The organism is Xanthomonas sp. CFBP 8152, assembly GCF_014199025.1.
Taxonomy (GTDB): Bacteria; Pseudomonadota; Gammaproteobacteria; order Xanthomonadales; family Xanthomonadaceae; genus Xanthomonas; species Xanthomonas arboricola_B.
Window position 1 is genome coordinate 733619 of sequence record NZ_JACHNO010000003.1, and the last position, 13088, is coordinate 746706.

At 64.3% G+C, this 13088-nt stretch carries 14 protein-coding genes; 3 read left to right on the top strand and 11 right to left on the bottom strand.

Annotated elements, in window-relative coordinates:
• Positions 1-68: 68 nt before the first annotated feature.
• From rnt to FHT09_RS15115, 9 genes are all read right to left on the bottom strand, one after another.
• Positions 69-710, bottom strand: coding sequence for a ribonuclease T (gene rnt, locus FHT09_RS15075; protein WP_102584351.1), 642 nt, complete (start codon positions 708-710; stop codon positions 69-71).
• Between the two features lie 137 nt (positions 711-847).
• Positions 848-1246: an RcnB family protein gene (locus tag FHT09_RS15080; protein ID WP_104605462.1), complete on the bottom strand. Its 399-nt coding sequence runs from the start codon at positions 1244-1246 to the stop codon at positions 848-850.
• A gap of 121 nt (positions 1247-1367) precedes the next feature.
• Positions 1368-2078: a phosphate signaling complex protein PhoU gene (phoU, locus tag FHT09_RS15085; RefSeq protein ID WP_005994733.1), complete on the bottom strand. Its 711-nt coding sequence runs from the start codon at positions 2076-2078 to the stop codon at positions 1368-1370.
• 127 nt (positions 2079-2205) lie between these two features.
• Positions 2206-3036, bottom strand: a complete 831-nt coding sequence (pstB, locus tag FHT09_RS15090) for a phosphate ABC transporter ATP-binding protein PstB (protein ID WP_104605464.1) — start codon at positions 3034-3036, stop codon at positions 2206-2208.
• A gap of 22 nt (positions 3037-3058) precedes the next feature.
• Complete coding sequence (gene pstA, locus FHT09_RS15095) at positions 3059-3922, bottom strand: phosphate ABC transporter permease PstA (RefSeq protein WP_104605466.1); 864 nt, start codon at positions 3920-3922, stop codon at positions 3059-3061.
• Positions 3922-4896, bottom strand: coding sequence for a phosphate ABC transporter permease subunit PstC (gene pstC / locus FHT09_RS15100; RefSeq protein ID WP_006450306.1), 975 nt, complete (start codon positions 4894-4896; stop codon positions 3922-3924). The genes pstA and pstC overlap by 1 nt, the downstream gene beginning before the upstream one ends.
• 112 nt (positions 4897-5008) lie before the next feature.
• A complete protein-coding gene (gene pstS / locus FHT09_RS15105) occupies positions 5009-6100 on the bottom strand; it encodes a phosphate ABC transporter substrate-binding protein PstS (protein WP_104605468.1) in 1092 nt (363 codons plus the stop codon).
• A gap of 187 nt (positions 6101-6287) precedes the next feature.
• A complete protein-coding gene (gene pstS / locus FHT09_RS15110) occupies positions 6288-7307 on the bottom strand; it encodes a phosphate ABC transporter substrate-binding protein PstS (RefSeq protein ID WP_181141256.1) in 1020 nt (339 codons plus the stop codon).
• 198 nt (positions 7308-7505) lie between these two features.
• Entirely contained in the window at positions 7506-8756 is a 1251-nt protein-coding gene (locus FHT09_RS15115; protein WP_104605472.1) for an OprO/OprP family phosphate-selective porin, read from the bottom strand.
• 336 nt (positions 8757-9092) lie between these two features.
• On the opposite strand from FHT09_RS15115, the gene FHT09_RS15120 reads away from it, so the two are divergent.
• The 3 genes from FHT09_RS15120 to FHT09_RS15130 all read left to right on the top strand — a co-directional run bounded on the left by FHT09_RS15120 (position 9093) and on the right by FHT09_RS15130 (position 11787).
• Positions 9093-9413, top strand: a complete 321-nt coding sequence (locus FHT09_RS15120) for a hypothetical protein (protein WP_181141263.1) — start codon at positions 9093-9095, stop codon at positions 9411-9413.
• A 113-nt stretch (positions 9414-9526) separates the two neighbouring features.
• Entirely contained in the window at positions 9527-10207 is a 681-nt protein-coding gene (locus FHT09_RS15125) for a carbonic anhydrase (protein ID WP_016902474.1), read from the top strand.
• An 11-nt stretch (positions 10208-10218) separates the two neighbouring features.
• Positions 10219-11787, top strand: coding sequence for a SulP family inorganic anion transporter (locus FHT09_RS15130; protein WP_104605476.1), 1569 nt, complete (start codon positions 10219-10221; stop codon positions 11785-11787).
• Between the two features lie 210 nt (positions 11788-11997).
• On the opposite strand, the gene nth is transcribed toward FHT09_RS15130, so the two are convergent.
• Together nth and FHT09_RS15140 are read right to left on the bottom strand one after the other, a co-directional pair.
• The gene (nth, locus tag FHT09_RS15135) at positions 11998-12708 is read right to left on the bottom strand and encodes an endonuclease III (RefSeq protein ID WP_104605478.1); all 711 of its coding nucleotides are present in this window, start codon (positions 12706-12708) and stop codon (positions 11998-12000) included.
• Positions 12705-13085, bottom strand: coding sequence for a hypothetical protein (locus FHT09_RS15140; RefSeq protein ID WP_104605480.1), 381 nt, complete (start codon positions 13083-13085; stop codon positions 12705-12707). Before FHT09_RS15140 ends, nth begins: the two co-directional genes overlap by 4 nt.
• Positions 13086-13088 lie beyond the last annotated feature (3 nt).

The window sequence follows — 13088 nt, forward strand, 5'->3', positions numbered from 1 at the left end:
AGGGTGGCTCAGGACAAGCAACGCGTCAGGCAACTGGCCCTTGCGAATCGCCAATGCCCAATTCCCGCTCAAACAGGCCCCGGCCAGGCATTGGCGATCGTGCAGAACAGCCGCGCGGTCTGCTCGGTGTCGTAGACCGCGCTATGCGCATCGGCGGCGTTCCATTCCAGGCCCGCGGCTTGTGCCGCGCGCGCCAGCACGGTCTGCCCATACGCCACACCGGCCAGGGTCACGGTGTCGAACACGCTGAACGGATGGAACGGATTGCGCTTGTGGCCCACACGCGCAACGGCAGCATTGAGAAAATTCAGATCGAAGTGCGCGTTGTGACCGACCAGGATCGCGCGCTGGCAGCCGTACTTTTTCACTGCCGCACGCACCGGTGCGAACACGTGGTCCAGCGCGTCCTTTTCCTGCTTGGCAAAGCGGAATGGGTGGTCAAGCACGATGCCGGTGATCTCCAGCGACTTCGGGTCGATCTCCAGTCCCGGCGCCGGCACCAGATGGGCGCTGGCGGTGTCGCCGGGGAAGAACCGTCCGTCGGCATCCATTTCGATCGGCACGCAGGCAATTTCCAGCAAGGCGTGCTTGTTCCAGTCGAACCCTCCCGTTTCCACATCCACCACCACGGGCAGATAGCCGCGGAAGCGCCGCGACATGGGCAGGAAGGAGGGGGCAGGCTGCAGGTCGACCGGTTCGTTCATCGGCATAGCCTAGCAGGTCGCACGGCTGGCCCGATCGTGGCAGCTGGCGGCTTGCCCACGTCTACTGAGCGGCGATCCGGCAACCAAAAGCCCGACCCGTGTCGCCACGGATCGGGCTCAGGAACTCTGCTAAACCGCCGGCGTCAGCGGGCAGCGACCACGCTTGCGATCAGCCCGGTGGCCACCGCAATCAACACGTAGTTGTTGTCCACGCGGCGCCACTCGTGCCCGCGCTGCGGCGTGTTCAAGTGATGCTTGCGGTAGTCGGCCACCCGCGTGCCGCGATGGTCCGGTGCCAGACGCTCGCCACGCCGGTAGGGCGGGCCTCGACGATCGTTGCGGTGATCGTCGTTATGCGCGCTGCGGCGGTCGTCGCGCCGGTCGTCGTGTCTGTCGTTGCGGTGATCGTCGCGACGCTCCGCACCACGGTCGTCGTCGTGCTGCGCGCTGCGGTCGCGATCATCGTGCTGTTGCGGCGCAGCGAACGCTGCACCGGACGTCAGCAGCGACACAACCATGAGGGATCCGATGATACGTTTCATCTGCCTACTCCTGCGTCACAGGAACAGCCTGTGCAAGCTCACCGTAGGCATTTGGAGCTGAATACGTAATGAAATAAGGTGCTGCGCCTGTGCCGGCGGATGTCGCCGGCATCGGCTGCAATCAGATGACGCCGGTCGTGCTGGTGTCGTCGCGTTTCAGACGCGGCGGCAGCGGCTGCTCGCCGTGGACCAGAAACCACACATTCTCGGCGATGTTGGTGGCATGGTCGCCGATGCGCTCCAGATTCTTGGCCATGAACAGCAGATGCGTGCACGGGGTGATATTGCGCGGGTCTTCCATCATGTAGGTCAGCAACTCGCGAAACAGCGCGGTGTATTGCGCATCCAGGCGTGCATCTTCGTCGCGTACGCGGATGGCCGCATCGGCATCCTTGTTGCGGTACGCCTGCACCGCTTCGCGCACGGCATCGGCGGCCATCTGGCCGAGCGCACGCAGGCCCACCGTCTGCGGCAGCGGTGGTGCGGAATTGAGCGCGATCGAGCGCTTGGCGACATTTGCTGCGTAATCGCCGATGCGTTCGATATCGGCCGGAATGCGCAGGCCGGCCAGGATCTCGCGCAGGTCGCGCGCCATCGGGCCACGCAATGCCAGGCGCATCACGTCGTGGCTGATCGCATGCTCCAGCGCGTCGATCGCTTCGTCGTTGACCACGATGCGATGCGCGGCGTTGTCGTCACGACGCTCCACCACGTCCAGTGCGGCTTCCAGCTGCGCCACCGCCGTGTCGCCCATGCGCACGATTTCGGCGACAAGACGGTGCTGCTCCTCGTCGTAGCTTTTGACGATATGGTCGTTGAGGTGCTGGTTCATCGTAATCTCGATTCGTGGCGGTGGTGGATGTCCGCCGCTGCCGGCAACATCGCATGCAGCGTGGATGCCGGTCGGGCAGGGTGTGGCGGGGTCGTTTGACTGCAGCGCTGCGGCGGCCCGCCTTGCATCAACCGAAACGACCGGTGATGTAGTCCTCGGTCTGCTGCTTGGACGGCTGGGAAAAAATCGTTTCGGTGCGGTCGTGTTCAATCAGGTCGCCCAGATACATGAAGGCGGTGTAGTCGGACACGCGCGCGGCCTGCTGCATGTTGTGGGTCACGATGACGATGGTGTATTCGCGCTTGAGCTCTTCCACCAGTTGCTCGATACGGCTGGTGGAAATCGGATCCAGCGCCGAGGTCGGCTCGTCCAGCAGCAACACGTCCGGGCGTAGCGCCACTGCGCGTGCAATGCACAGCCGCTGCTGCTGGCCGCCGGACAGGCCCAGCGCGCTTTGCCCCAGCTTGTCCTTGACCTCGTCCCACAGCGCGCCCTGGCGCAGCGCCTGCTCGACGCGGTCCTGCATGTCGGCCTTGGACAGTTTCTCGTGGTGGCGGATGCCGTAGGCGACGTTTTCGAAGATCGTCATCGGAAACGGCACCGGCTTCTGGAACACCATGCCGACCTTGCTGCGCAGCCGGTTCATCGGGTACTTCGGCGACAGGATGTTTTCGTTGTCCAGCAGCACTTCGCCGCGCGCTTCCATCTTCGGATACAGCGCATAGATGCGGTTGAAGATGCGCAGCAGGGTCGACTTGCCGCAACCCGACGGCCCGATCAGCGCGGTGACGCGCTTTTCCGGAATCTCGATGTTGATGCCCTTGAGCGCGTGGTATTTGTCGTAATAGAAGTCCAGATTGCGTGCGGCCACCTTCACCGGCGCCTGCGCGGTCGGTGCCCCCTTGGCGGCCGGAACGGCGATGCGATGCATCGGCATGGCGTTTTGGAGATCGTTCATGTCGGGTGTCCGGAGGGAGAGGTCAGTCATTGGAAATCTTGTTGCGCAATAGCAGGGCGCGCGCGCCCAGGCTCACCAGCAGTACGAACATGGTCAGCACCAGCGCGCCCGACCAGGCCAGGGTCTGCCAGGTGTCGTACGGGCTGCCCGCGAACTGATTCATGACCACCGGCACGCTGGCCATCGGCTGGAACACATTGCTGTTCCAGTACTGATTGCCGAAGGCGGTGAACAGCAACGGCGCAGTCTCGCCGCTGATGCGGGCCAGGGCCAGCAGGATGCCGGTGAGGATGCCGGCCGAGGCGGCGCGATACAGCACCTGCACGGTGACCTTCCACTGCGGGATGCCGAGCGACAACGCCGCTTCGCGCATCTGCGCCGGCACCAGGCGCAGCATCTCGTCGGTAGTGCGCACCACGACCGGCAGCACGATGAAGGCCAGCGACAGCGCGCCGGCGAACGCGGAGAAGCGCCCGCCGGTCTGCATCACGTACAACGTGTAGACGAACAACCCCAGCACGATCGACGGTGCCGACAACAAGATGTCGTTGACGAAGCGCACTACCACCCCGGCCTTGCCCGCATTGCCGTATTCGGCCAGCCAGGTGCCGGCGGCAATGCCCAGTGGCGTGCCGATCGCCAGCGCCAGGCCGCACATCACCGCACTGCCGAAGAAGGCATTGAGCAGGCCGCCTTCCTGCATCGGCGGCGGTGTCATCTTGGTAAACAGGTTGATGTCGATGCCCGGCACGCCCTTGGACAACAAGGTCCACAGGATCCAGGCCAGGAAGAACAGACCGAACAGCGCGGTAACGCACGAGAGCAACAGTGCGATCGCGTTGGTCACGCGGCGGCGGTTGTACAGCGATTGCGAGACCGAGGACATCAGTTGCCCTCCCGACGCGACAGCTGCATCAGCATGAAGCGCGCAATCGCCAGCACGATGAAGGTCACGATGAACAAGACAAAGCCCAGCAGCAGCAATGCCGAGCGATAGGTTTCGGTGGCCTCGCCGAAGTCGTTGGCGATCAACGCGGCGATGGTGGTGCCGGGCTCCAGCAGCGACGGCGACAGCCGCACCGTGTTGCCGACCACGAACGCCACTGCCATGGTTTCGCCCAGCGCACGGCCCAGGCCCAGGAACACGCCGCCGATCACCGCGGAGCGGGTGTAGGGCAGCACGATGTCCCAGCTGACTTCCCATTTGGTGGACCCCAGCGCGTACGCCGATTCCTTCAGGCGCGTCGGCACGGTCAGGAATACTTCGCGCATCACCGAGGAGATGAACGGAATCACCATGATCGCCAGCACGAAGCCGGCAGTCAGCAACCCGATTCCCAACGGCGGGCCCTGGAACAACGGGCCGATTAGCGGCAGCGTGCCCAGGTGATCGTTGAGCCACGGCGTCACGTGCTCGGTCATCACCGGCACCAGCACGAACAGGCCCCACATGCCGTAGATGATCGACGGGATGCCGGCCAGCAGTTCGATGGCGGTGCCGACCGGGCCGCGCAACCAGCGCGGCGCCACCTCGGTGAGGAAGAACGCGATGCCGAAACTCACCGGCACCGCAATCACCATCGCAATCAATGCGGTGACCAGGGTGCCGTAGATCGGCGCCAGCGCGCCGTATTTGTTTTCCACCGGATTCCAGTCGGCGGAATAGAAAAAGCTCAGGCCCTGCATCTGCAAGGCATGGCGCCCGCCCCACAGCATCGACAGCGCGGCGCTGCCGAGCGCCAACAGGACGAAGACGACCGTGGCGGCCAGCGCAAGCTTGAACAGGCGATCGGCACGTGCATCGCGCAGGTCGCGGCCGCGCGGGGCGGTCATCGCTTCGGGAATGGCGGTGGCATTCATTGGATTGGACTCGTCACCCGCGCACTGGCGGGAGCGTGAGACAGCAGGAACGGTGAGGCGCCCGCAGGCACCTCACCGCAGCGCAGCCCGCCATGACAGCGGGTGCAGGGCATCACTTGAACTCGCTGGCCCAGTAGGCCTGGATCTGCTTGACCAGTTCCGGCGGCAGCGGCACGTAATGCAGTCCGCTGGCCTGGGCCTGGCCGTTGTCCAGCGCCCACTTGAAGAAGTCCAGCGTCGCCTTGCTGCGCGCCGCATCCTTGGGCTGCTTGTGCATCAGCATGAAGTTGGTCGCGGTGATCGGCCAGGCCTTCTCGCCCGGTGCGTTGGTGATCACCAGGTTGAAATCCTTGGCGTTGGCCCAGTCGGCGCTGGCGGCAGCGGCGGCGAAGCTTTCTGCATTCGGCTCCACCCACTGGCCGGCCGCATTCTGCAGCGAGGCGTAGGGCATCTTGTTCTGCAGTGCGTAGGCCAGTTCGACATAACCGATCGAACCCTTGATCTGCTGCACGTACGAGGCCACGCCTTCATTGCCCTTGCCGCCGACGCCACCCGGCCACTGCACCGAGGTGCCTTCACCGACCTTGCTCTTCCACTCCGGGCTGACCTTGGACAGGTAGTTGGAGAAGTTGAAGGTAGTGCCCGACCCATCGGAGCGATGCACCAGGTTGATCTTGATCGCCGGCAGCGTCACGCCCGGATTGGCCGCGACGATCGCCGCGTCGTTCCACATCGTGACCTTGCCCAGGAAGATGTCGCCCAGCAGCGCGCCGGTCAGGCGCAGCTTGCCCGGTGCGATGCCTTCCAGGTTCACCACAGGCACCACGCCGCCGATCGCCGACGGGAACTGGCCCAGACCGGCCTGCTGCAGTTCGACGCTGTCCAGCGGCTTGTCGGTCGAGCCGAAATCCACCGTGCCGGCCTTGATCTGCGCGATGCCGCCGCCGGAGCCGATCGACTGATAGTTCACCTTGTTGCCGGTGGCGGCGTTGTAGTCGGCCGACCACTTGGAGACCAGCGGATAGATGAACGACGCACCGGCACCGGAGATCTCCGCGCTCTTGCTGTCGCCGGCCGTGGCGCCTGCGCTGGGGGAACCCTTGACGGTATCGCCGGACTGCGCATCCTTGCCGGGCGAGCAGGCGGCCAGGGCGAGGGCGATGGTGAGAGACAGGGCGGTCAGGCTGGCCGACTGCAGTTTCATGGAAGCTCCGAGGCTGGATTGGCCGGGGGACCCGGCAGACCACGCTATGAAATGATGTTTTTGTTACACGTGCATGACAGCGCCTTTTGGCGAAGGCATCACAAAAAAGACGCGACCCCGTGGGGGCCGCGTCCCGGTGCCGACGCCGGGGAGAGAGACGGCGTCGTTCCTGTCGCTGTGGCTGGCGTTACTTGGGCAGGTTCTTGCCCCAGTAGGCCTCGATCTGGGTCACCAGGCTGTCCGGCAGTGGCACGTAGTCCAGTTGCTTGGCCTGCGCATCGCCCTTGCTGTAGACCCAGCGGAAGAACTCCAGCGTGTTCTTGAGGCCGGCCGGGTTCTTGGGTTTCTTCTGCACCAGGATGAAGTTGGTGGCGGTGATCGGCCAGGCGTTGTCGCCGGAGGCATTGGTCATCACCAGGTAGAAGTCCTTGCTGCTGCCCCAGTCGGCGCTGTTGGCGGCGGCGGCGAAGGTCTCGTCGGACGGCTGCACGAACTTGCCGGCGGCGTTCTTCATCGCGGTGTAGGCCATCTTGTTCTGCAGCGCATACGACAGCTCGACGTAGCCGATGCCGCCCTTGATCTGCTTCACGTACGCGGCCACGCCCTCGTTGCCCTTGCCGCCGATGCCGGTCGGCCACTGCACCGCGGTGCCTTCGCCGACCTTGCCCTTCCAGTCCGGGTTGACCTTGGACAGGTAGTTGGTGAAGTTGAAGCTGGTGCCCGAACCGTCGGAGCGATGCACCACGGTGATCTTGCCGTCGGGCAGCTTCACGCCCGGGTTGAGCGCGGCGATCGCCGGGTCGTTCCAGGTGCTGACCTTGCCCAGGAAGATGTCGCCCAGGGTCTTGCCGTCCAGCTTCAGCGCGCCTGCCGCCACGCCGGGCACGTTGACCACCGGCACCACGCCGCCGATCACCGACGGAAATTGCGCCAGGCCGGCCGCGGCCAGTTCTTCCGGCTTGAGCGGCGCATCGGACGAGCCGAAGTCCGCGCTGGCTGCCTTGATCTGGGCAATGCCGCCGCCCGAACCGATCGATTGATAGTTGACCTGCTTCTTGGTGGCCGCGTTGTAGTCGGCCGACCACTTGGACATCACCGGGTAGATGAACGACGCACCGGCGCCGGTGACATCGGCGGCCTGGGCGCACAAGGCCAGCGAGGCGGTGAGCACGCCGACGGCCAGACGGGTCTTCAGAGAGTGGATCACGGAACAGCTCCTGTAGCGAAGGGATGAGGACGTCCCGCGGTCGTGCCATTGCAGGGCAGGGGCATGACCGCGCGGTGTCCGGGAGATGACATGCAGATGACGGCGTTGCGGTGACGCTTTTGCCGGGGCGGGTCAGGGTGGTCGCCGCCGTGGCGCGCCCACAGAAAACGCACCACAGCGGTCGGATCCACCGCGCACTTACCAATAGAACTGCGCACGTGCCTCGATGATCGACGGGTTGTCGTCCACCAGGCCACGCGTGGCGCTGTTGTAGCGGGTGCTTTCCACCTTGGCGTAGTCGAGTGCGAACTTGAAGTTGGAGCGCCAGTACCAGTTGGCACCGACCGTCCATACATCCATCTTGCCGCCCAGCACGCCGTCCACGAACGGCGTGGTGCCGTTGGAGACCAGGTGGCCGTCGTTGAGGTCCAGGGTGTCGTAGCGCACCGCCAGCTGCCACATCCCCGAGGCCGGCGCGTTCGGCAGCGGGGTGGTCGGCACGCCGGCCTTGTAGCCCCAGGTCTCGCCGGTGATGTTCCAGACGCCGCTGACGTACCAGCCGTCACTCTTGTAATCGTGGGCGTTGCTGCCGATGCGCTTGGCGTTTTCCTGGAAGAATTCGCTCTGCAGCTTGAACGGGCCGGTGATCCACATCGCCTCGGCTCCGGCCACACCCACGCTGTCCACGTTGGTGATAGCGCCGCTGTCGATCAGGCGCACCGTGGTCAGGTCGGCGTCCGGGCGCGCGCGCAGGCGCAGAGTGTCGTCGTCGGTGTCGTAACCCAGGTAGCTCAGGCCGACGTGCAGCACGTTGCCGCTCTCGTTGATCGGCGCCCAGGTGCCGCGCGCGCCGTAGCCGCTGCCGTGTGCCTGGTTGCGGGTCAGTTCGCGGCCGAATGCACTGGCGGTGATGCTCCAGTTGTTGTCGCCCATGCCGTAGGCCACGCCCAGCCGGCGCGAGATGCCGTAGGTGTTGGTCACTGCTGCCTTGGAGACAAAGTCGTTGTTCTTGGTGCTGGACAGCTCTTCCAGGCTGTTGGGCTGCTTGAACTGGCCGACCTGCAGGTAGTTGTTGGCGTTGCCGGCGAACTTGTACTTGATGTTGTTGTCGAGGAAACGCCCGGTGCTGCGGATGGTGGTGCCGCGGATGGTGACTTCCTTCAGCACGCTGGGGTCGTAACCGGCCACCCATTCGAAATTGCCCGGGCCCTTGCCCTTGAGCACCAGCTCAGCACGCCGGATGCTGAACTCGGAATTGTCGCCGTTGGCACCGATCGGGCCATTGAGGTCCTGCACATCGTTGTGGAACCAGTTGCCATCGGCCTGGACCAGGCCTTCGAGCGACATCTCCGAACCACCGATCACGTCGATGGCGATTTCGGCGTGCGCAGCGGGTGCGGCCAGCGCCAGCAGCAGGGCGGAGCCAAGCAGGGTGGGAGAACGTTTCATGTGTGCCTTGCGACCTGAGAAAGTGAGCGCAGGCTATGGCGTGAAAGTTGCGTTAATGTGACAATTTCAGATCGCGTTGCAATCTGATATTTGTCAGTAAAGACAAAGATTTACGTGCGTTTGTTTTTTGTCAGCGTGTGTCATGAGTCTGAACGGGTCGCTCCGTATGACAGATGTGACAGCGGCGCAATTCGCCGTCTCAGCGCGCCCAGGCTTATTGCGACCTGAACCAACCACATGAAACTGAGGCGTATCAAGCGCCTTGTGCGTCGCACCACTTGCGCAGGCGCGTTCTAAATTGTTAGTTTCGAGGCCATGTTTCCTCGATTCCTCCAGCTGCTGTTGGTCTGCCTGCTCGCGCTCACTGCGTGGTCGGCGGCCGATGCGCATGACCGCATCCACGATGCGCTTGTGGGCGACGGCGTGGCGGTCATGACGGATGCTGGCGAAGAACGTGATGCAGCCGATGAGCTGCAGGGCGACGGGGACGCACAGACCCAGGTCGATTCCCATTCTGCAGATGACATCCCCTTGCTCTCCCAAGCATGGCCGGTGGTCGCACGTTATTTCCCCTCCTGGTACGCGCATTACGCGCCGGCAACTCAAAAACGCGACCTGATCCCGCAACTGCGTCCTCCCAACGCAGTGCGCGCCTGATCCTTCGTTAGTCGCGTCACCCGGTGCAGCGCACCGGCTTCCTTTGACTTGTTCGTCTTTGCACTTCGCGGTTCTCGCCGCGGAGAGCCACCCGTTACCTAGAGGTATCTCCCATGGAAAGTTTGCTAGAAGGTTTTCGTCATTTCCGTAAGGAAGTGTATCCGCGCCAGAGTGCGCGCTTTCAGGAACTGGCCGGTGGCCAGAGTCCGCATACGTTGTTCATCACCTGCGCCGATTCGCGTGTCATGCCGGAGCTGATCTTCTCCGCACAGCCGGGCGAACTGTTCGTCTATCGCAACATCGGCAATGTGGTGCCGCCTTACTCCCAGCATGTCAGCGGCGTGGTTGCGGCAATCGAATACGCCATTGCCGTGTTGGGTGTGCGCCACATCGTGATCTGCGGCCACACCGACTGCGGCGCGATGAAGGCCGTGCTCAAGCCGGAATCGCTGGAGGACGTGCCGTCCGTGGCGGCCTGGCTCAAGCACACCGATGCAGCGCGTCATGTCACTGCCCACCATGGACACGATCCGCACAGCCAGGAAGCACTGAGCTGCATGACCGAAGAGAACGTGGTCTCGCAGCTGGACCATCTGCGTACGCAGCCGGTGGTGGCCGCGCGTCTGGCTGCCGGTACCTTGCGCATCCATGGCTGGATCTACGACATCGCCCACGGCGAGATCCGTGCCTTCGATGCCGAGAAGGGTGGCTTCCGTCCGTTGTTGGCGGACAACACCCCCGAAGCCACCCCACGTCCGCGACTGCAGCAAGTCGTGCGCGCTGAACTCGCCTGAGGGAGCACATCATGAACACATCAGGTATCGGCGGATATTTCCGTCAGGGACTGTTCGGGCGTGACTTGTTGTCGTCGGTCGTAGTCTTTCTGGTCGCGCTCCCGTTGTGCATGGGTATCGCAATCGCTTCCGGCATGCCGCCGGCCACAGGCCTGATCACCGGCATCATCGGTGGACTGGTCGTTGGCTTCCTGGCGGGCTCTCCCTTGCAGGTGAGTGGACCGGCCGCCGGCCTGGCTGTGTTGGTGTTTGAACTGGTCCGCGAGCACGGTATTGCCGCACTCGGTCCGGTGATCCTGCTGGCTGGTGCGATTCAGTTGATCGCCGGTCTATGCCGTGCAGGCGTGTGGTTCCGGATGACGTCGCCGGCCGTGGTGGCCGGCATGTTGTCGGGCATCGGCATCCTGATCGTGGCCTCGCAGGCGCATGTGCTGATGGACGCCGCTCCCAAGGCGCGCGGTCTGGAAAACTTCGCTGCATTGCCGGCCGTGGTGTGGCAGGCGATCACCGAAGGGACCGGCCGTACCGCGTTGTTCGTGGGCCTGGCCACCATCGGCATCATCCTGGCATGGGACAAGCTGCGTCCGCAGCGTTTGCGTTTCCTGCCGGGTGCGTTGATCGCGGTGGTGGTGGTCACGGCGACGGTGCAGTTGCAGGGCCTGAACGTCAACAAGGTCGATGTGCCGACCAATCTGTTCTCGGCGATCAGCATCCCCAGCGTGGCGGACATCTTCGGCGTGTTCAATGCGACGTTGCTGGTGTCGGCGGTGACCTTTGCCTTCATCGCCAGCGCAGAGACCTTGCTGTCGGCGGCGGCGGTGGATCGCATGCATCAGGGCGCGCGTACGCAGTACGACCGTGAGCTGGCGGCGCAGGGTGTGGGCAATATGCTGTGCGGCTTCCTGGGCGCCTTGCCGATGACCGGCGTGATCGTGCGAAGTGCGGCCAACGTGCAGGCCGGCGCGGCCACGCGCATGTCCACGGTGCTGCATGGCGGCTGGTTGCTGGTCTTCGCGATGCTGCTGCCGTGGCTGTTGCGGATGACGCCGGTGGCGTGTCTGGCCGGCATCCTGGTCTATACGGGCGTGAAGATGATCAAGATCGGGCAGGTCAAGGAGCTGGCGACCTATGGTCGTGGCACCGCCGCGATCTACCTGGCGACCACCTTCGCGATCGTGGCGACCGACCTGCTGACCGGTGTGCTGATCGGCTTCGGCCTGTCGTTGCTCCGTCTGGCCCTGCATTCTTCGCGCCTGAAGGTGGACGTGCGCGAGCACGAGCACAAGAAGGACGAGATGCATCTGACCCTGCAGGGCTCGGCGACGTTCCTGAAGGTGCCGGCGATGGCGCGTACGTTGGAAAGCGTGCCGCCGAACACCGCACTGCATCTGGACGTGGCCAGGCTGCATCACGTCGACCATGCCTGCATCGAGTTGCTGCGCGACTGGAGCCGGAATGCGGCCTCGCGCGGCTGCGAGCTGGTGGTGGACTGGAACGAGTTGGATCGACGCGTGGAAGGACAGCCGACGGCGGAAAGCGTGCTGGTCGAACAGCGCGTGGAGCAAGCGAAGGCGGCGTAAACCTGCTGCAAACGCCCGGCGCTTGCGCTAGGCGATCTCTGTCGCGACCGGGTGATGCATGGCGCCGAAAGACGCATCATCCGGTCGCGATTTTTTTTTGGGGCGGGGATTGGGGAATCGGGAATCGGGATTCGCAAAAGCACACGCTGGCTTGTCGGCGTGGTTGCCTGGCGTGGGACGTGCAGGTTGCCTGGTTGTCGTGATGCCTGGTTAGTTTCTTGGAGTTGTCGGCCGTTCGTCAGGCGCGCGGGTCTTGTCGCGGTAGCGGCATAGGTCGTGGATCACGCAGCCTGGGCAATCGGGTTTGCGTGCCTTGCAGACGTAGCGGCCATGCAAGATGAGCCAATGGTGTGCGTCGTGCAGGAATTCGGCCGGAATGACCTTGACCAGTGTGTCCTCGACCGCGCGCACGTCCTTGCCTGCGGCAAGACCGGTGCGTTTGGCGACGCGGAAGATATGCGTGTCCACCGCCATGGTGGGCTCGCCAAACGCGGTGTTGAGCACGACGTTGGCGGTCTTGCGGCCGACGCCGGGTAACGCCTCCAGTGCAGTGCGATCGTGCGGCACCTGGCCGCCGTGTTGCTCCAGCAGGATCCTGCAGGTGGCGATGACGTTCTTGGCCTTGGCGTTGAACAGGCCGATGGTGGCGATGTAGCGCTTCAGGCCTTCTTCGCCCAGATCGAGAATGTCGCGCGGGGTATTGGCCACCGGATACAGCTTGCGGGTGGCCTTGTTGACGCCGACATCGGTGGCTTGTGCCGACAGCAGCACCGCGATCAGCAACTCGAACGGCGTGGTGTATTCCAGCTCGGTGGTCGGGTGCGGATTGAGCTCGCGCAGGCGCGCGAACATCTCCTGTATTTCAGGCTTGCGCATGCTGCTGCCGCGCCGTGCCGGCGCGGTGACGTGGATTGCATTCATGGCTGTGCTCCACCAGCGGCCTTGGCCTTGGCACGCGCAAGGATGGCGGCAGCCAGCGGCGGTAACGCGGCGGCCGCCGGTTGGCTGGGCGCCGGTGCCGGCGTCCGGCGTGCATCGCGTTCGGCGGCGCGACGTTGCAGGCGCGCGGCGCGTGCACGGTAGCGGTCGCGTGCGGCCCAGGCATCGCGCAGCCGTTGCTGTGTGGCAAGCAATGCCGCGCTCAGCTGCGGGCAGGCCGGATCCAGCAGGTCGTCGCGCGGATCGGGTCGGTACTCCATCAGGCCCAGTGCCAACGCACGATCGAGATCGTCCGCGTGGACGCAGTCGAACAGCTGCAGGGCCAGTGGACGTGGTGCCGGTGTAGGGTCGGACGTCATGGC

What these genes read in the sequence shown, in the direction of transcription:
- FHT09_RS15140 (WP_104605480.1), bottom strand. Translation starts at nt 13,085, where the DNA reads ATGACGTCCGACCCTACACCGGCACCACGTCCACTGGCCCTGCAGCTG.
- pstA (WP_104605466.1), bottom strand. Translation starts at nt 3,922, where the DNA reads ATGTCCTCGGTCTCGCAATCGCTGTACAACCGCCGCCGCGTGACCAAC.
- FHT09_RS15130 (WP_104605476.1), top strand. Translation starts at nt 10,219, where the DNA reads ATGAACACATCAGGTATCGGCGGATATTTCCGTCAGGGACTGTTCGGG.
- phoU (WP_005994733.1), bottom strand. Translation starts at nt 2,078, where the DNA reads ATGAACCAGCACCTCAACGACCATATCGTCAAAAGCTACGACGAGGAG.
- FHT09_RS15125 (WP_016902474.1), top strand. Translation starts at nt 9,527, where the DNA reads ATGGAAAGTTTGCTAGAAGGTTTTCGTCATTTCCGTAAGGAAGTGTAT.
- FHT09_RS15080 (WP_104605462.1), bottom strand. Translation starts at nt 1,246, where the DNA reads ATGAAACGTATCATCGGATCCCTCATGGTTGTGTCGCTGCTGACGTCC.
- rnt (WP_102584351.1), bottom strand. Translation starts at nt 710, where the DNA reads ATGCCGATGAACGAACCGGTCGACCTGCAGCCTGCCCCCTCCTTCCTG.
- nth (WP_104605478.1), bottom strand. Translation starts at nt 12,708, where the DNA reads ATGAATGCAATCCACGTCACCGCGCCGGCACGGCGCGGCAGCAGCATG.
- FHT09_RS15115 (WP_104605472.1), bottom strand. Translation starts at nt 8,756, where the DNA reads ATGAAACGTTCTCCCACCCTGCTTGGCTCCGCCCTGCTGCTGGCGCTG.
- pstS (WP_104605468.1), bottom strand. Translation starts at nt 6,100, where the DNA reads ATGAAACTGCAGTCGGCCAGCCTGACCGCCCTGTCTCTCACCATCGCC.
- pstB (WP_104605464.1), bottom strand. Translation starts at nt 3,036, where the DNA reads ATGAACGATCTCCAAAACGCCATGCCGATGCATCGCATCGCCGTTCCG.
- pstC (WP_006450306.1), bottom strand. Translation starts at nt 4,896, where the DNA reads ATGAATGCCACCGCCATTCCCGAAGCGATGACCGCCCCGCGCGGCCGC.